18 protein-coding genes are annotated in these 20346 nt (G+C 38.6%); 15 read left to right on the top strand and 3 right to left on the bottom strand.

Annotated elements, in window-relative coordinates; all coding sequences use genetic code 11:
* Positions 1-1144 precede the first annotated feature (1144 nt).
* The 13 genes from lspA (at position 1145) to AC1DFT_RS02810 (ending at position 14761) form a co-directional block, all read left to right on the top strand.
* On the top strand, positions 1145-1621 hold the full coding sequence (lspA, locus tag AC1DFT_RS02750; RefSeq protein ID WP_477917393.1) for a signal peptidase II: 477 nt from the start codon (positions 1145-1147) through the stop codon (positions 1619-1621).
* Positions 1621-2547, top strand: a complete 927-nt coding sequence (locus tag AC1DFT_RS02755) for an RluA family pseudouridine synthase (RefSeq protein ID WP_477917395.1) — start codon at positions 1621-1623, stop codon at positions 2545-2547. Before lspA ends, AC1DFT_RS02755 begins: the two co-directional genes overlap by 1 nt.
* Positions 2548-2754: 207 nt before the next feature.
* Positions 2755-3294 (top strand): bifunctional pyr operon transcriptional regulator/uracil phosphoribosyltransferase PyrR, encoded by a 540-nt coding sequence (gene pyrR, locus AC1DFT_RS02760; protein ID WP_477917917.1) that lies wholly within the window; start codon positions 2755-2757, stop codon positions 3292-3294.
* Between the two features lie 28 nt (positions 3295-3322).
* Positions 3323-4624: a uracil-xanthine permease family protein gene (locus AC1DFT_RS02765; protein WP_477917396.1), complete on the top strand. Its 1302-nt coding sequence runs from the start codon at positions 3323-3325 to the stop codon at positions 4622-4624.
* Between the two features lie 152 nt (positions 4625-4776).
* Positions 4777-5655: an aspartate carbamoyltransferase catalytic subunit gene (locus AC1DFT_RS02770; RefSeq protein WP_477917398.1), complete on the top strand. Its 879-nt coding sequence runs from the start codon at positions 4777-4779 to the stop codon at positions 5653-5655.
* Position 5656: 1 nt separating this feature from the next.
* Entirely contained in the window at positions 5657-6943 is a 1287-nt protein-coding gene (locus AC1DFT_RS02775) for a dihydroorotase (protein WP_477917400.1), read from the top strand.
* Positions 6934-8034: a carbamoyl phosphate synthase small subunit gene (locus AC1DFT_RS02780; protein WP_477917402.1), complete on the top strand. Its 1101-nt coding sequence runs from the start codon at positions 6934-6936 to the stop codon at positions 8032-8034. Before AC1DFT_RS02775 ends, AC1DFT_RS02780 begins: the two co-directional genes overlap by 10 nt.
* The gene (gene carB, locus AC1DFT_RS02785; RefSeq protein ID WP_477917404.1) at positions 8027-11224 is read left to right on the top strand and encodes a carbamoyl-phosphate synthase large subunit; all 3198 of its coding nucleotides are present in this window, start codon (positions 8027-8029) and stop codon (positions 11222-11224) included. Before AC1DFT_RS02780 ends, carB begins: the two co-directional genes overlap by 8 nt.
* Positions 11221-11997, top strand: coding sequence for a dihydroorotate dehydrogenase electron transfer subunit (locus AC1DFT_RS02790; RefSeq protein ID WP_477917406.1), 777 nt, complete (start codon positions 11221-11223; stop codon positions 11995-11997). Before carB ends, AC1DFT_RS02790 begins: the two co-directional genes overlap by 4 nt.
* Positions 11994-12908, top strand: coding sequence for a dihydroorotate dehydrogenase (locus AC1DFT_RS02795; protein ID WP_477917407.1), 915 nt, complete (start codon positions 11994-11996; stop codon positions 12906-12908). The genes AC1DFT_RS02790 and AC1DFT_RS02795 overlap by 4 nt, the downstream gene beginning before the upstream one ends.
* On the top strand, positions 12905-13615 hold the full coding sequence (pyrF, locus tag AC1DFT_RS02800) for an orotidine-5'-phosphate decarboxylase (RefSeq protein ID WP_477917409.1): 711 nt from the start codon (positions 12905-12907) through the stop codon (positions 13613-13615). Before AC1DFT_RS02795 ends, pyrF begins: the two co-directional genes overlap by 4 nt.
* Positions 13612-14244 carry an orotate phosphoribosyltransferase gene (gene pyrE / locus AC1DFT_RS02805; protein ID WP_477917411.1) on the top strand — a complete coding sequence of 211 codons (633 nt, stop codon included), beginning with the start codon at positions 13612-13614 and terminating at the stop codon, positions 14242-14244. Before pyrF ends, pyrE begins: the two co-directional genes overlap by 4 nt.
* Positions 14245-14452: 208 nt before the next feature.
* Positions 14453-14761: a hypothetical protein gene (locus tag AC1DFT_RS02810; RefSeq protein ID WP_477917919.1), complete on the top strand. Its 309-nt coding sequence runs from the start codon at positions 14453-14455 to the stop codon at positions 14759-14761.
* 112 nt (positions 14762-14873) lie between these two features.
* Here AC1DFT_RS02810 and AC1DFT_RS02815 read toward each other — a convergent pair whose 3' ends face one another.
* A complete protein-coding gene (locus tag AC1DFT_RS02815) occupies positions 14874-15407 on the bottom strand; it encodes an ECF transporter S component (RefSeq protein ID WP_477917413.1) in 534 nt (177 codons plus the stop codon).
* 194 nt (positions 15408-15601) lie between these two features.
* Positions 15602-16792, bottom strand: a complete 1191-nt coding sequence (locus tag AC1DFT_RS02820; protein WP_477917414.1) for a coenzyme F420-0:L-glutamate ligase — start codon at positions 16790-16792, stop codon at positions 15602-15604.
* 194 nt (positions 16793-16986) lie between these two features.
* On the opposite strand from AC1DFT_RS02820, the gene AC1DFT_RS02825 reads away from it, so the two are divergent.
* On the top strand, positions 16987-17877 hold the full coding sequence (locus AC1DFT_RS02825) for a LysR family transcriptional regulator (protein ID WP_477917416.1): 891 nt from the start codon (positions 16987-16989) through the stop codon (positions 17875-17877).
* A 108-nt stretch (positions 17878-17985) separates the two neighbouring features.
* Positions 17986-18903: an HPr(Ser) kinase/phosphatase gene (gene hprK / locus AC1DFT_RS02830; RefSeq protein WP_477917417.1), complete on the top strand. Its 918-nt coding sequence runs from the start codon at positions 17986-17988 to the stop codon at positions 18901-18903.
* A 96-nt stretch (positions 18904-18999) separates the two neighbouring features.
* On the opposite strand, the gene AC1DFT_RS02835 is transcribed toward hprK, so the two are convergent.
* On the bottom strand, positions 19000-20343 hold the full coding sequence (locus tag AC1DFT_RS02835; protein ID WP_477917419.1) for a TldD/PmbA family protein: 1344 nt from the start codon (positions 20341-20343) through the stop codon (positions 19000-19002).
* Positions 20344-20346: the final 3 nt, after the last annotated feature.

Raw genomic sequence — 20346 nt, forward strand, 5'->3', positions numbered from 1 at the left:
ACGGACGCTTTCCGTGGGGTGAGTGATGAGCCTTCACCGCCGCTTGCGCGTACGTTGTGAAGTCTCATCTTACTCAGGCAGAGGAACAAAGGCTAAGAACGCCACATCGTGTGGCAACGCCTTCGTGACCAACATCGTGTTGGCCTCCATTGATTTTCGCCGCCCAGCAGTGAAAATCAATGGAAATTGCTAAAATATTGGGATCCTATATTAACAATAAATGGTTGAACGCGACAATCTCCCTTTGAACACGGCAAACTAGTCGAGTAGATGCCGGCCAGACGTGTTCGGCGGGCTTTAAGACATATAATTCCTATAATAGGTCGGAATTATAGTTGTCTCACATCGAGTAAAGAGCCTTTTTGAGAATTGGTCGCCTTCACGAGTAATTTGGTTGCTCTCGTGCTGAATTGGTTGCTTTCACGAGTAATTTGGTTGCTTTCGTAGTAGAACTGGTTGCTCTCAGTGATCGGTTGGTTGCCCTAAGCCATTTACTGGATGCATACAATGGAAAAACTGGGAAATTTTTTGTTTTTTCAACTGGTCTGCACTGATAAGTATGTAGTATCCATTAATTTTCACTTTAACCGGTGGATGTCGTCCTCCCGGCAGTGAAAATCTTAGCGGTTAATAAGATGCTCTATCTCAATAATACGTCTCAATCCTAGTAAACTTGCCATTTTGAGAATTGGTTGCCTTCACGAGTAATTTGGTTGCTTTCGTGTTGATGTAGTTGCTTTCCACATAGAATTGGTTGCTCCCAGTGATCGGTTGGTTGCCCTAATCCATTTATTGGATGAATCCAATGGAAAAACTGGTTGAAACTTTGTTTTTTAATGGGATGGTATTGATAATTGGGTAATTTCCATTGATTTTCGCTACAGGCGTCGACTCCTACCGGATAAGTGAGCAAAATGAGACATCCCAACGTACGCCTAAGGGCGGCGGGGATGGCTCATCGCTTACCCGGTGGAAAGCGTACGACTGTAGCGAAAATCCTTGCGGTCACCTTACCACGCAGTATCCCTATACTGCGCGAGCTAGCCAGTTAATATTGATTGTTACTTTCTTATTCTGTTTTTTTACGAAATGTTGCATTGTATGGTAAACTAGGGAAGATTCTTTTAAATCGGGGGAATTTGATGTGTGGAAATTTTATGGACTAGCGGCAATTGTCATTGCCCTTGATCAGTGGACGAAATGGTTAATTGTTAAAAACATGGAACTATACGAACGTATACCTATATGGGACCCGTATATCGCACTACTTTCCCATAGGAACAAGGGAGCGGCATGGGGAATGCTTCAAGGGCAGTTTGGTATATTTACCATTGTTACGGTTATCGTCATTATCGGGATCATTTATTATTTTCATAAAGAAGCAAAAGGCAAGCCGATGTTTCAAGCCGGTTTAATGATGCTACTTGGTGGCGCAATAGGAAATTTTATCGATCGTTTATGGAGAAAAGAAGTAGTCGACTTTGTCGATGTGTTAATACCAATCATCAATTATGACTTTCCAATTTTTAATGTGGCGGATGCGGCGTTATCAATCGGTGTTGTGATGGTAATACTATTCATCATAAAAGAAGAACGAGCAGAAAAGAAAAAGGTGAAGTAATGGAAGAACTTACATTTGTAATAGAAAAAGAACAAGAAAAAGAGAGAATTGACAAAGCACTAGCCACTTTTGATACGGATTGGTCACGAACGCAAATCCAAAACTTTATAAAAGATGGACATGTGTTGGTTAATAACGACACGGCTAAATCGAATTATAAAGTTAAAGAAGGGGACGTTATTGTTGTTGCGCCTCCTGAAGCAATTCCACTTGATATTGTTGCGGAAAACTTGGATTTACACATTGTCTATGAAGATGAGGATGTAGTCGTTGTTTATAAACCACGTGGAATGGTCGTTCATCCAGCGCCAGGTCATGTAAGTGGTACGCTTGTGAATGGACTTATGTATCAAGTAAAAGATTTATCGGGCATTAACGGCGTATTACGTCCTGGAATTGTTCACCGTATTGATAAAGATACGACTGGATTATTAATGGTTGCCAAAAATGATGTGGCACATGAATCATTAGTTGATCAATTAGTGAAGAAAACAGTAACACGTAAATATACGGCACTTGTACACGGACATATACCGCATGACAAAGGAACAATCGATGCTCCTATTGGACGTGATAAAAAAGAGAGACAAAGCATGGCGGTAGTGGACAACGGGAAGCATGCAGTGACGCATTTCCGAGTATTAGAACGTTTTAATAAATATACACTAGTAGAGTGTCAATTGGAGACGGGCAGAACACATCAAATCCGTGTGCATATGAAATATATTGGGCATCCATTAGCAGGAGATCCAAAATATGGACCGAAAAAAACAATCGACTTTAACGGTCAAGTGTTACATGCAGGCGTATTAGGATTTATACAGCCAAAAACAGGAGAGTATTTAGAATTTTCTTCTCCACTTCCGGAGGATTTCGAAAATTTGATACAAGATTTGAGAAAACAATCCTTGCTAAAAGAAGACTAGTAGCTTATACTGAAAAAAAGAAAATCGAATAGCTTCACCTTTAATAACAGTCCAGAGAGGCTGAGAAGGTATATGTGAAAGTGATTCACTATAGGTCTGCGGACTTTTTTAGTGTAATTCACCCTATTTAATTGCGCGCATACAACCTCTTGGGCAACTCTTGCTCAAGAGGTTTTTTATATTTTTAAAAGGAGGAAATGATTGACCATGGCAGAAAAAGCAAATATTTTAGACGAACAATCGATTAAACGAGCACTTACACGAATTGCACATGAAATTATCGAACGAAACAAAGGGATTGAACAGTGCATTCTCGTCGGGATTAAAACAAGAGGCGCCTTTTTAGCAGAACGACTTGCCAAAAGAATTGAACAGATAGAAGGCACAGCTATCAAAACAGGAGAACTCGATATAACTTTATATAGAGATGACTTATCATTAAAAAATGGTACAGACGAGCCATTAGTTCAAGACGTCGATATCACACATGATGTGACGGGAAAAAAAGTAATACTAGTGGATGATGTGCTATACACGGGACGAACGGTTCGAGCAGCGATGGATGCAGTAATGGATTTAGGGAGACCTGCACAAATCCAGCTAGCTGTTTTAATAGACAGAGGACATAGAGAGCTTCCTATTCGGGCTGATTATGTTGGGAAAAACATTCCGACATCTAGCAGTGAACGAATTATTGTCAAAGTTTCAGAAAAAGATGGTATAGACACTGTCACCATTTTTGAGTAATAAATCTAGGAAAAGGTAGGAAGAATACATGTCAAATACCATATTAGATGTAAATGAAAAACCGTCTGGAGGTCAACTGATCACATTAAGCTTCCAGCATATGTTCGCCATGTTCGGTTCCACCATATTAGTACCACAGCTAGTGGGCTTAAGCCCTTCTATTGCACTACTTACGAGTGGTATAGCGACAATCATATTCTTACTGATTACGAAATTTCAAGTCCCTGCCTATTTAGGATCATCGTTTGCGTTTATCGCTCCTATTATTATTGCGACAAATGGTAAGACAGAACCGGGTAACGCGATGATTGGCGCCATGTTTGTTGGTTTAGTATACGGAATCGTGTCCCTTATTATTTGGAAGAGTGGATATAAATGGATCATGAAGTTATTGCCCGCTATTGTAGTTGGACCGGTAATTATGGTTATTGGTTTAGGTCTTTCAGGGGTTGCGGTAGATATGGCGATGAATATTCCTGTTGAAGGCACAGATTTAAAGGAATATAGTTTTCTACACTTCTCAGCAGCCTTAGTAACACTGTTTACGGCAATCTTCTGTACAATCTATTTTAAAAATATTTTAAGTACAATGCCGATTTTAATCGGATTAGTAGTCGGATATATTTACTCCATAATCATTGGGATCGTTAATTTTGAACCAATAAAAGAAGCAAAGATATTTGCTTTGCCAGACTTCTTAATACCTGGAGTGCATTATGAATTTGAAGTGACTTCTAAGATTCTTCTAGTCATGGTACCGATTGTTATCGTAACGATTTCAGAACATATCGGTCATCAACTTGTACTCGGGAAAGTGGTCAATCGTGATTATATTAAAGAACCGGGTTTACATAGATCTTTGCTCGGTGATGGTTTTGGTACATTTGTCAGCGCATTAATCGGTGGTCCACCAAAGACAACGTATGGTGAAAATATCGGTGTACTAGCAATTACACGAGTGTACAGTGTATATGTCATCAKGGGTGCAGCGGTAATCRCTATCTTACTATCATTCTTTGGAAAAGCAATGGCAGTTATTGCAACCATTCCAACAGCAGTTCTTGGTGGAGTTTCCATTCTTTTATTCGGAATAATAGCTGCAAGTGGTCTAAGAATGCTAGTAGAAGCAAACGTAGACTTTGGTAATAGTAGAAATTTAGTTATCGCATCTGTTATTTTAGTAATCGGAATCGGTGGAGCAAAATTCGTTGTGTCTGAATCTTTAAGCATAGAAGGTATGGCACTAGCCGCGATCATTGGGGTTTTACTAAACTTATTATTACCAGGGAGAAAAGAAGCAGAAAGACAGGATTTAAGAAAAACTGAATAAATAACCTTTTAATGAGTTGAACAGAGAGTCAACAAAAGGTTCGGATAGATTGGTTGGAACTTCACTAAGAGATTCCTAGACTTATCTATGCTTAATCGAACCTTCTTGAGACTTCTCAAGAAGTTTTTTTTATAAAAAAGAGGGGGATTAAGATGGAAAACTTAGTATCGATGAAAGATTTATCCGTAGAACAAATAATAGCTTTATTAAAACGTGCAGAGGATTTTCGAGATGGCGCTACCTCGACTTTGAAAAATAACTATACAATGGCAAATTTATTTTTTGAACCGAGTACTCGGACGAAAATGAGTTTTGAAATGGCAGAACGTAAATTGCAGCTAAATGTGCTCCCTTTCGATTCAGGATTTTCAAGTACATTAAAAGGCGAGACGCTTTACGATACAGTGAAAGTTTTAGAGGCAATTGGAATAGATGCTTTAGTAATCAGACATGAACAAAACAATTTTTTTGAAGATTTAGTAGGGAAAACGAAAGTAGCTATTATAAACGGAGGGGATGGGACTGGGAATCATCCAACCCAAAGCCTTCTCGACATCTTCACTATGTGGGAAGAATTTGGGACAGTACAAGATAAAGTTATTACGATAGTCGGAGATATAGCACATAGTCGAGTAGCAAGATCGAATGCGGATGCCTTAACAAGACTTGGAGCAAAAGTACAATTAGTTTGTCCGACCGAATGGCAAGGAGAGTTCGACTGCCTTCAAAGTTTCGATGAAGTAATTGAATCTAGTGATGTTGTGATGATGCTTCGGGTACAACATGAAAGACATGTAGGAAATGGGATATTTTCCAAAGAAGACTATCATCAAGCATTCGGTTTAACAGTGGAAAGAGAACGAAAAATGAAAGATGGCGCGATTATCATGCATCCAGCTCCATTTAATCGAGACGTTGAAATCGCGAGTGAATTAGTAGAATGTGACCGGTCCAGAATTTTTAAGCAAATGGAAAATGGTGTGTACGTCCGTATGGCAATCACAGAAATGATTTTGAAAGGGAGAGAATAACATGACAAAAATTATTCAAAACGTTCAAATAGTCAACAATGCAGGAGACTTCGAAAAAACTTCGGTTGTTATAAAAGAAGGAAAAATTGCAGAAATCGGAGCAAATGTAAGGGCTGAACATGCAAATGTCATTGATGGAAAAGGAATGCTTCTCTCTCCCGGATTTATCGATGTTCATGTACATTTACGAGAGCCAGGTGGCGAGCAGAAAGAAACGATAGAAACCGGAACGAAAGCCGCTGCTAAAGGTGGATATACAACGATTTGTGCAATGCCGAATACACGACCTGTACCTGATACTGCAGAAAACTTTTCACATGTACTAGATTTAATAGAAACAAATGCATTAGTACGAGTACTGCCATATGCATCGATTACGATACGTCAGGCTGGAAAAGAAAGAACAAATATTGAAGCGTTGAAAACTCTTGGTGCCTTTGCATTAACGGATGACGGAGTTGGGATACAAGCGGCAGGTACAATGCTTGAAGCAATGGAGGAAGCAGCGAAATTTAATATCCCGGTTGTTGCACATTGTGAAGATAATACACTTATTTATGGTGGTGTCATGCATAAAGGAAAAAGAAACGAGGAATTAGGGTTAAAAGGAATCCCTTCCGTTTCAGAATCAGTACATATTGCACGAGATATTTTACTGGCAGAAGCAGCAGGAGCCCACTATCATGTGTGCCATGTAAGCACTAAAGAATCAGTGCGCGTGATAAGAGATGCTAAAAAAGCCGGAGTTCATGTAACAGCAGAAGTAAGCCCTCACCACTTGCTACTTAGTGAAGACGATATTCCATCCAATGATGCTATTTGGAAAATGAATCCTCCGCTTCGAGCAAAAGAGGATATGTTGGCACTTCGTGAGGGTTTACTTGACGGAACGCTAGATTTCGTTGCGACGGATCATGCACCACATACAGAGGAAGAAAAAGCAAACGGCTTTGAGAAGGCTCCATTCGGAATTGTCGGACTAGAGACGGCTTTCCCACTTTTATACACACATTTCGTCAAAACGGGAGAATGGTCATTAAAGCAATTACTCGAATATTTTACGACGAAACCATCGGACGTTTTCGGCTTTGAGTTTGGGAAGCTAGAAGTTGGAGCACCAGCAGATTTAGTTTTAATAGACTTAGAAAAAGAACAAGCAATTGATAAAGAGGCATTTTTATCTAAAGGGAAAAACACACCGTTTGACGGATGGGTATGTACGGGGTGGCCGCAAGTAACCATTTATAAGGGAGAAATCGTTTGGCAGGAGGAGCGCGTATGCCAGTGAGATATTTGCTACTAGAAGATGGAACAGTTTTTAAAGGGAATGCATTTGGAAGTAAAGAAGGAACAGTCGGAGAAGTTATTTTTACTACTGCAATGACTGGCTATCAAGAATCCATTTCGGATCCATCAAACTGTGGACAAATATTAACTTTTACGTATCCAATGGTCGGCAACTACGGGGTTAACCCGGAAGATATTGAATCTATTGATCCTGCACTTTCAGGAGTCGTAGTAAGAGAGCTTGCAGCACAGCCGTCCAACTTTAGAAGTCAAAATACATTACATGAATTTTTAGAAGCAAAAAATGTCCCGGGAATTGAAGGAATAGATACACGTAAATTAACACGTATTATCCGCAATCACGGTTCTTTAAAAGGAAAGCTTACAAAAGCTGGAGAAGAAGTGAATATAGCGCAAGAAATAGAAAAATTAAAAGCAACAGTTATTCCAACAAATGTCGTTCAACAAGTTTCCATCACTCGTCCATACCCAAGTCCAGGCCGTGGAAAAAGAGTCGTGTTAGTTGACTTCGGTATGAAACACGGTATTTTAAGAGAATTAAATAAACGAGATTGCGACATTATTGTTGTTCCATATAATACATCTGCAAAAGAAATTTTAAGCATGTTCCCAGACGGTGTGATGCTATCAAATGGACCTGGAGATCCAACTGATATTCCGGAAGCAATAGAAATGGTGAAAGAAATTATCGGGCAAGTTCCGATTTTCGGAGTATGTCTTGGGCATCAGCTAATTTCTCTTGCAAGTGGGGCTACTTCATTCAAACTGAAATTTGGGCACCGCGGAGGCAATCATCCGGTAAAAGATTTGATAACCGGAAGAACAGAGCTTACATCTCAAAACCATGGCTATGCAATTGATGCAGAATCTATTGCGGGTACTGGTTTAGAAATTACCCATATTGCCTTAAATGACGGTACTGTAGAAGGAGTAAAACATAAAAAATTCCCAGTTTATTCTGTACAGTTCCATCCAGAAGGTTCATCTGGCCCTGAAGATTCTACGCACTTATTTGACCAATTTATCGAATTAATGAATGCCAATGAGCAAAAGGGGAGTTCTTATGCCTAAACGTAAAGATATCGAAACAATTTTAGTAATTGGTTCTGGACCAATTATCATCGGTCAGGCTGCAGAATTTGACTACGCTGGAACGCAAGCCTGCATTTCATTGAAAGAAGAAGGATACCGAGTAATTCTTGTAAACTCAAATCCTGCCACGATTATGACGGATACAGAAATTGCAGAAAAAGTATATATCGAGCCAATTACTTTAGAGTTTGTAAGCAAAATCATTCGTAAAGAACGACCGGATGCAATTTTACCTACGCTAGGTGGTCAAACAGGATTGAATATGGCGATTGAACTTGATGAATCTGGTATTTTAGATGAATTAGGGATTGAAATTTTAGGTACGAAGCTAGAAGCAATTCACAAAGCGGAAGACCGTGATTTATTCCGAAAATTAATGAATGAACTTGGGGAACCGGTACCAGAGAGCGATATTATTCATAATATGGACGAGGCCAAAGCATTCGTTGAACGAATCGGATACCCAGTAATCGTACGTCCTGCTTTCACTCTAGGTGGAACAGGTGGCGGTATTTGTCATAATGATGCAGACTTATTAGAAATCGTAACAAGCGGCTTAAAGTATAGCCCAGTAACACAATGTTTACTTGAAAAGTCAATCGCAGGATATAAAGAAATAGAATACGAAGTAATGCGCGACTCTGCGGATAATGCAATCGTCGTGTGTAATATGGAAAACGTCGATGCAGTAGGAATTCACACAGGAGATTCAATCGTAGTTGCTCCGACGCAAACACTATCTGACCGTGAAAACCAAATGCTGCGTAATGTATCACTAAAAATTATTCGAGCATTAAAAATTGAAGGTGGATGTAATGTGCAATTAGCACTTGATCCGCATAGTTTCCATTACTATATTATCGAAGTGAACCCACGAGTTAGCCGATCATCGGCACTGGCATCAAAAGCAACGGGTTATCCAATTGCAAAACTTGCGGCAAAAATTGCAGTTGGGCTGACATTAGACGAAATGATGAACCCTGTTACAGAAAAAACATACGCATGTTTTGAACCGGCACTAGACTATATCGTAGCGAAGATTCCAAGATGGCCTTTCGATAAATTCGAGTCAGCTAAACGTAATTTAGGAACTCAGATGAAAGCTACTGGAGAAGTAATGTCTTTAGGTCGTACTTTTGAAGAAGCAATTTTAAAATCAGTTCGTTCGCTTGAAACTGGACACTTCCATCTCGAGATGAAAAATCCCGAATCCATTACAGATGAGTGGATGGAAAAGCGTATTCGCCGAGCTGGTGACGAGCGATTATTTTTCATCGGTGAAGCACTTCGCAGAGGAGTATCTGTGGAACAAATTCATGAGTGGAGCCAAATCGATTTATTTTTCTTAAATAAACTTCAAAATATTGTGCAGTACGAAAAAGAAATTCAAGCAAATCCATTTGATCAAGAAGTCTTATACAAAGCAAAACGTATGGGCTTTGCAGATAAAACAATAGCAAAATATTGGGATGTAGATGAGATTGAAGTGTATAACTTTAAAAAAGAAAATGGCATCGTTCCCGTTTACAAAATGGTGGATACTTGTGCAGGAGAGTTCGAATCAGAAACCCCATACTTTTACGGAACGTATGAAGAAGAAAATGAATCCGTCCGCACAGAAAAAGAAAGTGTCATCGTACTTGGTTCAGGTCCGATTCGCATAGGTCAAGGGGTGGAATTTGACTACGCTACGGTTCACTCTGTATGGGCTATTAAAGAGGCAGGATACGAAGCAATCATAATAAACAACAACCCAGAAACTGTTTCGACAGACTTCTCCATCTCAGATAAATTATACTTCGAACCATTAACGGTGGAAGATGTCATGCATATCGTAGACTTAGAACAACCAAAAGGTGTAGTCGTACAATTCGGTGGGCAAACGGCGATCAACTTAGCTGCTGCTTTGGAAGAAAGAGGAGTAAAAATTTTAGGTACAGCACTCGAAGATATTGACCGTGCAGAAAACCGAAATGAGTTTGAAGCTGCTTTACATGAAATGGATATTCCTCAGCCACTTGGTAAAACGGCGGTTTCAGTAGAAGAAGCAGTAGTGATTGCAAATGAAATTGGCTACCCGGTTCTAGTTAGACCTTCTTATGTACTTGGTGGACGCGCCATGCAAATCGTCTACACTGAAGAAGAGATTAAACATTATATGGAGCATGCAGTAGATGCAAGTCCAGAAAAACCAGTGTTAATCGACCGTTATTTAACTGGTACAGAAATCGAAATAGATGCCATTTGTGATGGAGAACATGTATTAATACCAGGAATTATGGAGCATATCGAACGCGCAGGAGTCCACTCTGGTGACTCGATTGCAGTTTATCCGCCACAAAAGCTGTCACAGCAGCATGTTAATACACTAGTGGACTATACAACGAGACTTGCAAAAGGGTTAAAAATTGTCGGGTTAATGAATATCCAGTACGTCATCTCAAAAGATGAAGTATATGTCATTGAAGTAAACCCACGTTCGAGCCGCACTGTACCATTTTTAAGCAAAATTACATCCATCCCAATGGCCAATATCGCAACAAAAGCGATTTTAGGTCAATCCATTGTCGAACAAGGCTACACTCCAGGACTCGCACCGAATAGACAAGGTGTATATGTAAAAGTACCAGTATTTAGCTTTGCCAAGCTTCGCCGAGTAGATATTACGCTTGGACCAGAGATGAAATCGACTGGGGAAGTAATGGGGAAAGACATCACGCTAGAAAAAGCATTATATAAAGGCTTAGTAGCAGCTGGTATGGAAATAAAGGATCACGGCTCCGTTTTAATGACCATTTCAGATAAAGATAAAGAAGAAGGAACGGAAATCGCAAAAAGATTCCATAATATTGGCTTCCGCATAATTGCGACAGCTGGAACTGCAAAAGCAATTCAACAAGCGGGTATTCCAGTAGATATCGTTGATAAAATTGGGTCCAAAGGGACAACAATATTAAATGTTATTCAAAAAGGAGAAGCCCAATTTATCATCAACACATTAACCAAAGGAATGCAACCAGAACGTGATGGTTTCCGCATTCGAAGAGAATCGGTTGAAAACGGTATTCCATGCTTAACATCTTTAGATACGGCTGAAGCAATGCTACGTGTCATTGAATCCATGACATTTTCAACAGAAACAATGAAATTTGAGGAGGTTCGTTCATGATTAGACAAGGACAAATGCAAGTCGTCAAGCAGCAGCAAATTGCGACGAACATATTCGAATTAACATTAATTGGACAACAAGTATTAGATATGAAGCAACCAGGTCAATTTGTCCATTTACGTGTGTCTGATCAAATGGAACCATTGCTTAGAAGACCGATTAGTATTTCGTCCATCGATAAAGAAACGTTAGAGTTTACAATGATTTATCGTGCAGATGGAAGAGGAACGATGCTTCTTTCAGAAAAAAAATCAGGAGACCAAGTCGATGTACTTGGTCCTCTTGGAAATGGGTTTCCGATAGATGGGATAGAACCTGGTCAGACTGCCTTACTAGTTGGAGGAGGAATTGGCGTACCACCACTTTATGAGTTATCGAAAAGACTTGTAGAAAAAGGCGTAAAACCAGTTCATGTACTCGGATTCCAATCAAAAGATGCAGTGTTTTACGAAAGGGAATTCAGGCAGCTAGGAAAAACGCATATTGTAACAGCTGATGGTAGCTATGGTCATAAAGGGTTTGTCACAAATGTATTAGAAACACTTGAAGATGATTTTGCCGTTTACTATAGTTGTGGACCAACGCCAATGCTTAAAGCACTTGAAGAAATGTATCCAGGAAAAGAAGGATATTTATCTTTCGAACAGCGCATGGGTTGTGGAATTGGTGCTTGCTTTGCATGCGTATGTGAGACGACAGAAAAGACAAAAGCCGACTATGTAAAAGTTTGTTCAGATGGTCCAGTATTTCAGTCAGGAGTGGTTCGAGTATGAATAGATTAGCGGTTGAATTGCCAGGACTATCATTGAAAAATCCAATCATGCCAGCTTCTGGTTGCTTTGGTTTTGGAAAAGAATATGCAAAATTGTATAATCTATCTCAGCTAGGTGCAATTATGATCAAAGCAACAACATTAGAAACAAGACTTGGAAATCCGACACCACGTGTAGCAGAAACACCTGCGGGAATGTTGAATGCAATCGGGTTACAAAATCCAGGTTTAGAAAAAGTAATGGAGAATGAACTTCCTTGGTTAGAGCAATATGATGTGCCTATTATCGCAAATGTAGCTGGAACATTAATGGAAGACTATGTTGCTGTTGCGAAAAGCATTTCACAAGCACCGAATGTGCATGCACTTGAGTTAAATATCTCTTGTCCAAATGTGAAGCAAGGTGGCATTACATTTGGAACGGACCCAGTAGTTGCAGAAGAATTAACTAGGGCTGTGAAAGAAGTTTCATCTGTGCCGGTTTATGTAAAACTTTCACCGAATGTGACAAATGTACATGAAATTGCAAAAGCAGTTGAAGCAGGTGGAGCAGACGGAATTACGATGATTAATACATTACTTGGCATGCGTTTAGATACGAAAACAGGTAGACCAGTTATAGCGAACGTAACAGGAGGATTATCTGGTCCAGCCATTAAACCAGTTGCTCTACGTATGGTCTATGATGTGGCAAAACAAGTGTCGATTCCGATTATAGGAATGGGCGGAATTTCAACGATTGATGATGTAGTAGACTTTTTATCTGCTGGAGCAAGTGCGGTTGCAGTAGGTACAGCAAACTTTGTCGATCCATTTATTTGTCCGAATTTGATCGAACAGCTTCCAGAAAAATTAGATGAACTAGGATTTGAAACAGTTTCAGAATTAGTTGGAAGGAGTCATCGATTATGAAAAATAGTCCAATTATTGCATTAGATTTTGCTTCAGCAGAAAGTGCATACCAGTTTTTATCCCCTTTTGGGCAGTCGTTATTTGTGAAGGTAGGGATGGAACTTTATTTACAAGAAGGTCCTGCTATCGTCTATAAGTTGAAAGAAATGGGACATGATGTGTTTCTCGATTTGAAATTGCATGATATTCCAAATACAGTAGGGCAGGCCATGAAAGGGCTCGCTCGATTAGGAGCAGACTTAGTTAACGTCCACGCTGCTGGTGGTGTGGCAATGATGGCCGCAGCTCGAGAAGGAATAGAAGCAGGCACAACAGCTGGCAATAAAAGACCATCTATTATCGGTGTAACACAGCTAACGTCCACATCTGAAAAACAAATGCAAGAAGAGCAACTGATTCAAACAACAATTGATGCATCCGTAGTCCACTACGCGAAATTAGCAAAAAGTGCTGGTTTAGATGGCGTCGTAAGTTCAGTTCTTGAAGCGAAGAAAATTGTGGAAGCATGTGGCAATGAATTTTTGAGAGTAACACCAGGAATACGTTTAGCAGAAGGGGAGGCACACGATCAAATTCGTGTAGCGACACCGTCAAACGCTAAAACACTAGGTTCATCGCATATCGTCGTAGGGCGTGCAATTACAAAAGCAGAAAATCCTGTACAAGCTTATGAAAACATATTAAAGATGTGGGAGGAACAAGCATGACATTAGAGAACACAATAGCAAAAGCATTGCTCGAAGTAGGAGCAGTCGAATTAAAACCAAACGATCCTTTCACATGGGCATCCGGCATCAAATCACCAATCTACTGTGATAACCGTATTACGATGTCATCTCCTGCAATTCGCAAAGAAATTGCAAAAGGGCTAGCCGAAGCAATCGAGAAAAACTTCCCAGAAACTGAAGCGGTAGCAGGCACAGCGACAGCGGGTATCCCACATGCAGCATGGGTAAGTGATGTATTGGAACTCCCGATGATGTATGTTCGTTCGAAAGCAAAAGAACACGGTCGCGGCAATCAAATTGAAGGAAAAATCATCGTAGGACAAAAAGTAGTGGTTATTGAAGATTTAATTTCAACTGGAGGAAGCAGCTTAGTAGCCGTAGAAGCACTACAAAAAGAAGGTTTCGAAGTGCTTGGAGTAGTAAGCATTTTTACATACGGACTTCCGAAAGCAGAGCAAGCTTTTAAAGAAGCAGGCATTTCATTTGTGAGCTTAACGAATTATGATGCATTAACAAACGCTGCCAAAGATGCGGGTACAATTGCAGAATCAGACTTGCCAATGCTTTCAAAATGGCATAAAGATTTAAAAGAAGGATTGTTGAAATAAATAGTAAAGACATTCACTTATAGACTGGTGAATGTCTTTTTTTAGATTGTAAATTATTCTATTAGATAATAATAAAAGAAACTAAACTTAATCGAACATTTTTCCAAAATGTAGTATAGTGAAAGAGAAGATTATAGAAAATATGGAAGTATGTTATAAGGTTCTTATTGAATTAAATACAAAATAAAAAATGGGGGAATGTTTGAAAATGTCGACACCGAAAGTATTAAAGTGGGTAACAGGTGGACTTGAAGCACTTTTAGGTATACCAATTCTAGGAGCTACCATTATAATAAGTTTTTTATGGACACCTTTGCTTCTTATGCTAATACTTCATATTATTACGCTAGTTTTCACTAAAAAGGAAGACGGATCCATAACAGGTAGTGTATTAGGCATTGTTACGTCTTGTATTGCATGGAGTCCATTTGTTGGGATGATTATGCATATACTTTCTGCAATATTTTTAATGATTGATGCTGCTAAACCGGAAAATAGGAATACTGATTTTGCATAACATGGTACTTTTATAGAAAAGAAAAAGACGTTCACTAGCTTCATTTTTGAACGTCTTTTTTGCGCTTCATTTATTAGCTATTGACTTACCTATGCTTCGAGATGTTAAAGAATCATTTAAAAATAGGCAATTTCTTTAACACAGCACAAACTGGAAGAGCTATACACATACCTACAACAACTTGAACTAGATTTCCAGGAATAGAACCTAATGGTATAATCCAACTACCAAATATAACCCGTTCGCAAATATAATATACTGCTAACATAAAAGGAACCGAACAGATTGTTCCGACTAGATTGAAGACATAACTGTTTCCATTACGGCCATTTGACCAAGCAATTTTCCCCACAATATATCCTTGTAAACCGCGAGCTACAATAGTGAAAGGCGCCCACAATGTCCATCCCATCATTAAATCGAATAACCCCATCCCAACAGCTCCCGCAATTGCCCCTTTTTTAGGCCCAAATAAAATAGAGGCGATAAAGAGCATGCCAGTTCCAAGATGAACTAAACCGCCGTTTGCTGAAATAGGCAATTTAATATTTAATAAAACTGTTGCAACAAACACGAGCGCAATTAACATGGAAGTGATGATTAAGTCGGTCGTATTTGATCTCGAATAAGTTTTTATAGTGTTCATAATTTTATACCTTTCTTTCCTTTTGTRTTTGTCAATAACTTTATCAAAGTTTTGGCACTTGTAAAAGCGTCAGTTTGAAACAAAACTTAATGGTCAGTTTTTTCATCCGATGAAATAAAATCATTTTTAAAACAATTAAAAAAGCGAGATATTCAACAATTAACTTGTCGAATATCTCGCTAAAAAAAGCAGTATTATTTTGTGTAGTTATCAAAATAACCTTGGATGAAAACGATAGGCGTCCCTTTGTCGCCGCTTCCAGAAGTTAAGTCAGATAAGGAACCGATAAGATCTGTTAGCTTTCTAGGAGTTGTCCCTTGTGCTTCCATCGATCCTACAAGATCTTCATTTTTGTTGTTAATAAACTCAGAAATAGCTTGTTTCAGTTCTTCGCCTCTTAAATCCGCAAAATTATTATCTGCAAGATATTTTAATTTCACTTCATTTGGTGTACCGTCAAGACCTGCTGTATAAGCAGGGGATACAACTGGATCTGCAAGTTCCCAAATCTTACCCACTGGATCTTTAAATGCGCCATCTCCGTACACCATAACTTCTACGTTTTTACCTGTTTTTTCTTTTAGTATTTGCTGTATATTATCAACGAGTGGTTGACAATTACGCGGGAAAAGTTTCACGCTATCTTCTGTTGATTTATTTGATCCTAGTAGACCATATGCTTCATTAAATCCACTACCATCAATAGATGTTGATAAGATGTCATCAAGGCCGAAAATTTTCTCTCCACCATTTGCTTTCAAAATTCTCTTCGTTCTGAATCTTGTGTGGATATCACAAGTAAGTACATTTTTTGTGTAATCTAAAATGGTTTTCGCATTATTGGAGAAAATAACTTCACAATCCACACCGAATTCTTCGATTAATGATTTATAATACTCAATATAATCGACTCCAGTAAAGGTATGCTTAATATAGCCAAAATGATCACGGAATTGTTTTTCAGTTAGAACATCCGTCCAAGGATTAATGCCCTTTTCGTCAAGTAAATCTATGTCTACCAAGTGATTGCCAACTTCGTCCGATGGATAGCTTAGCATTAATACAACTTTTTTAGTACCTTTCGCTATTCCGCGAAGGATGTTTGCAAATCGATTACGACTTAAAATAGGGAAGATAACACCAACTGTTTCCTCTCCAAATTTCGACTGTACATCTTGTGCAATATGATCAATCGTTGCATAATTTCCTTGTGCACGAGCAACAATGGATTCTGTTAATGTAACGATATCTTTATCTTGAATCGTAAATCCTTCTACCTCTGAAGCTTTTAGCACGCTATCTACAACGATTTCTTCGATTTGATCTCCCTGATTGATAATTGGGCAACGAAGGCCTCTTACAACTGTTCCAACAACTCTTTCCAAAATGATCGCTCCTTAATAAGCATAAAAGTAAAAGCCTCCGGCGAATGCCACAGGTTTTTCTCGAGCAAGATCAAGAAAAATTTGGGCGGCAAATACGCCGGGGCACATTTGATTAATTCCTACTTGTACTATACATGAAATTAATGGTATAAGTAAAATGAATATATAATATAGTAGATATAAGAGGTGCTTATATGGTAAGTAAATTAGATTTATATAAAGTGTTTTTTAAAGTCGCTCTTTGTAAAAGCTTTTCAAAGGCTGCAAAAGATCTCTATATGACACAACCAGCTGTTAGCCAGTCCATCATGCAGCTGGAAAGAGAATTAGATATCCGTCTTTTTAATCGAACACCAAGAGGAGTAACATTGACAAATGAAGGGAGTCTTCTATTTGAGTATGTGAGCTCCGCTATGAATTTAATCGATGTTGGGGAAGAAAAGATGTTTGAATTTAAGCATTTAACAGCTGGGGAATTGAAAATAGGCGTCGGGGATACTATTTCTAGATATTATTTGCTTCCATATTTAGAAGCTTTTCATATGAAGTATCCGAATATTAAGTTCAAGATTGAGAACGGCACGACACTGGAGCTTTGTTCGCTATTAAAATCAGGAGCAGTTGATATTGCGATTTGTAATTTTCCCCTGGAAGATTCTACATTAGAACAAATTCCATGTATTGATATTCATGACGTGTTTGTGTGTGGAGAAAAATATAATAAGCTATTATCTCACCCAATAAGTCTAGAAGAAGTTGTGAAACTTCCATTAATATTGTTGGAACCAAGTTCAATTTCTAGAAAATATGTGGAAGATTATATATTATMCAAAGGGATAAAAATAGCTCCTGAATTTGAATTAGGATCTCATGATTTATTATTAGAATTCGCTCGAATCAATCTAGGGATAGCATGTGTAACAAAAGAATTTTCCAAGGAGTATATAAACAAAGGATTATTATATGAAGTACCTTTAGTGGAAAAAATTCCAAAAAGAAATATTGGTGTATGTTATTTAAAGAGTGTGTCCTTATCCCAAGCGTCGAAAAAGTTTGTGGAGATAATAGAAAATAGACAGACTTAATAAAGTGATGCAATAGGTTATTCATGTTTTAAGTACTTGTAGAGTATACTTTATTAGGGTATTATTACTAATATTTAACGGGGAATTTAGAAGGCGAGAGAGATAAATATGAAAATCATAACAGTTGAAAATATCGTCCGTACATTTTCATTTAATGTGTTAACAGGATTGGATCAGTTACATCGTGTACTGAAAAAATCGAAAGTCCGTCGACCAGGGTTAGAGTTTATGGATAAATTCGATTTTATAGCCAATGAACATGTCCAAATATTAGGGAAAAATGAAATTAATTATTTACATACACTTTCAGAAAAAGAGTGCAAACTACGCATTGGCAATATCGTTCAATACGATCCGCCGTGTATTATCATCACATCCAATCAAGAAGAGCCACTTGGATTAATCCATTATTGTGTGGAAAAAAAGATTCCAGTATTACGAACGAAGGACTCGACAAGTGAGGTAAGTGCGAAACTAGATGCTTATGTGGTAAAAGCGATGGCAGAAGAAATTGCCATTCATGGTGTTTGTGTGAATGTAGCTGGAATGGGTATTTTGTTGCGCGGCAAATCAGGTGTTGGGAAAAGTGAAACGGCTCATACGCTAATCGGACGTGGGCATCGTTTAGTAGCAGATGATATCGTCGTGTTGAAAAAGCTAAGCCCGCAAACATTACTCGGCTCGCATAATGAAAAAAACAAAGAATTTCTTGCTTTGCGAAGTATTGGTTTACTAAATGTCGTACGTTTATATGGAAGAGCTGCATTCCAAGATGAAACACGAATTGCACTAGATATCGAGTTAACTAAATGGGAACATAATGCATTAAATAACGAACTAGAATTGGAAACGAAATTTATAGAATATATGGGAGTACAAATTCCACATATTCAAATTCAATTACAGCCAGGTCGGGATGTTGCTGGATTAATAGAAGCAGCGGCAAATAACTGGTATTTGAAGCAGCAAGGCTATAGCGCGGCCGAAGAATTCGTGAAACGTTTAGAGCAAGATTTCGATAAGTAAAGCAAATTGTAAATAAGATACTAGACAAAAGGATAAATCAGTAAATACTTTCTAAAACGGGACATCCTCGAAAGTGCGGGATGTCCCGTTTTCTACTTAATCAACTGTAACGGAAAGTTCTTTTACTCGTAAGGATGGGGAACCGTAACCGCCCGGCCGGAAATTTAGGTCGGATCCAATCTCTTCGATATCATTGATAAAATCGAAGAAGTTACCAGCAATTGTCATCTGTTTAACAGATGTTGAAATTTTGCCGTCTTTAATATGGAATCCGGCTGCAGCAACCGAAAAATCTCCAGAAACCGTATTTGTACCCGAATGAAGTCCCGACAAATTCGTAATGAGAACTCCGTTTGCTATGGATGCAATTAGATCAGCCTTGCTTTTTTTACCTGGTGCAATGTACATATTCAGCGGTGCTATAGTGAGTGTGCTTTTATAAGATGCTTTATGTGCATGACCTGTTGTTTCTACACCATCTAATTTTGCCGTTTTTCGATTATGGAGTAGTGTTTCAAGAAGGCCATTTGAAACTATATTCCTTGTTTTTGCAGCCACACCTTCTCCATCGAAATTCGATCCAGCAAAAGCGTCTGGGTGGAAGGGATCATCGAGCAATGTAAAGACATCAGATGCAATTTTTTGCCCGACTTTTCCTTTTAAAAGCGATTGATCTTTTTGCGTGTTTTCAGCTGAAAAAATTGGTGTAAACGTTGCAAGTAACGATGCGGCTGCGTCATGTCGCATAATAATTGGATATCTTCCAGCTGGAATAGATTGCTCGCCAAGATTAGCCAAAGCTTCTTCTGCCGCTTCTTTTGCAATGTTATCTGCATCGAGAGAACTAAAATCACGCGTCAACTTAATGAAACTACCTGTTTTCATTTCTTCTCCATCTTTTACGACTGTGGATAGGAAAATGACTAATCCATTCTTTTTTTCTTTCAATGAAAGACCTTTATTGTTTGCCAGCATGCGGTCTCCTGAGAAATCTTGTAGAACGCAGTAGTTCAGAGTTACAATCCGAGGATCGTATGCGAGCACTTTCTTTTCAATAGACTTAATAAGTTCAATCTTTTCTGGAATTTGAATTTTGGCAAGTTCTTCACTGTAAAACGAATGATTATTGTATTTTATACTGCCTCCGAAAATATCTGATCCATCGTCTTCATCAAGGACGTCTGCATTTGCTTTTGCACTATCAATTAAAAATAGGATTGAATCTTCATCAATTTTTTCCGTATAGGCATAGCCCATTTTTCCGTTATAAAGGCCTCGCAACCCAAGACCGCCATCTTCAGAGGTTTCGTAGCTATCGATTTCTCCTTCAAAAATCATACATTGGAATGATTCCGAACGTTCATAATACACTTCAGCTTCCTTGAAACCAGCGTCTATTGCCTTACTTAGTAATTTTTCTTGAAACTCAGTGATATGCATGTT

This window comes from Psychrobacillus sp. 05T411 (assembly GCF_056396485.1).

Excerpts from the sequence above, each read along its gene's own strand:
- AC1DFT_RS02755 (WP_477917395.1), top strand. The coding sequence starts at position 1,621 with ATGGAAGAACTTACATTTGTAATAGAAAAAGAACAAGAAAAAGAGAGA.
- pyrR (WP_477917917.1), top strand. The coding sequence starts at position 2,755 with ATGGCAGAAAAAGCAAATATTTTAGACGAACAATCGATTAAACGAGCA.
- AC1DFT_RS02770 (WP_477917398.1), top strand. The coding sequence starts at position 4,777 with ATGGAAAACTTAGTATCGATGAAAGATTTATCCGTAGAACAAATAATA.
- AC1DFT_RS02775 (WP_477917400.1), top strand. The coding sequence starts at position 5,657 with ATGACAAAAATTATTCAAAACGTTCAAATAGTCAACAATGCAGGAGAC.
- AC1DFT_RS02780 (WP_477917402.1), top strand. The coding sequence starts at position 6,934 with ATGCCAGTGAGATATTTGCTACTAGAAGATGGAACAGTTTTTAAAGGG.
- carB (WP_477917404.1), top strand. The coding sequence starts at position 8,027 with ATGCCTAAACGTAAAGATATCGAAACAATTTTAGTAATTGGTTCTGGA.
- AC1DFT_RS02790 (WP_477917406.1), top strand. The coding sequence starts at position 11,221 with ATGATTAGACAAGGACAAATGCAAGTCGTCAAGCAGCAGCAAATTGCG.
- AC1DFT_RS02795 (WP_477917407.1), top strand. The coding sequence starts at position 11,994 with ATGAATAGATTAGCGGTTGAATTGCCAGGACTATCATTGAAAAATCCA.
- pyrF (WP_477917409.1), top strand. The coding sequence starts at position 12,905 with ATGAAAAATAGTCCAATTATTGCATTAGATTTTGCTTCAGCAGAAAGT.
- pyrE (WP_477917411.1), top strand. The coding sequence starts at position 13,612 with ATGACATTAGAGAACACAATAGCAAAAGCATTGCTCGAAGTAGGAGCA.
- AC1DFT_RS02810 (WP_477917919.1), top strand. The coding sequence starts at position 14,453 with ATGTCGACACCGAAAGTATTAAAGTGGGTAACAGGTGGACTTGAAGCA.
- AC1DFT_RS02815 (WP_477917413.1), bottom strand. The coding sequence starts at position 15,407 with ATGAACACTATAAAAACTTATTCGAGATCAAATACGACCGACTTAATC.
- hprK (WP_477917417.1), top strand. The coding sequence starts at position 17,986 with ATGAAAATCATAACAGTTGAAAATATCGTCCGTACATTTTCATTTAAT.
- AC1DFT_RS02835 (WP_477917419.1), bottom strand. The coding sequence starts at position 20,343 with ATGCATATCACTGAGTTTCAAGAAAAATTACTAAGTAAGGCAATAGAC.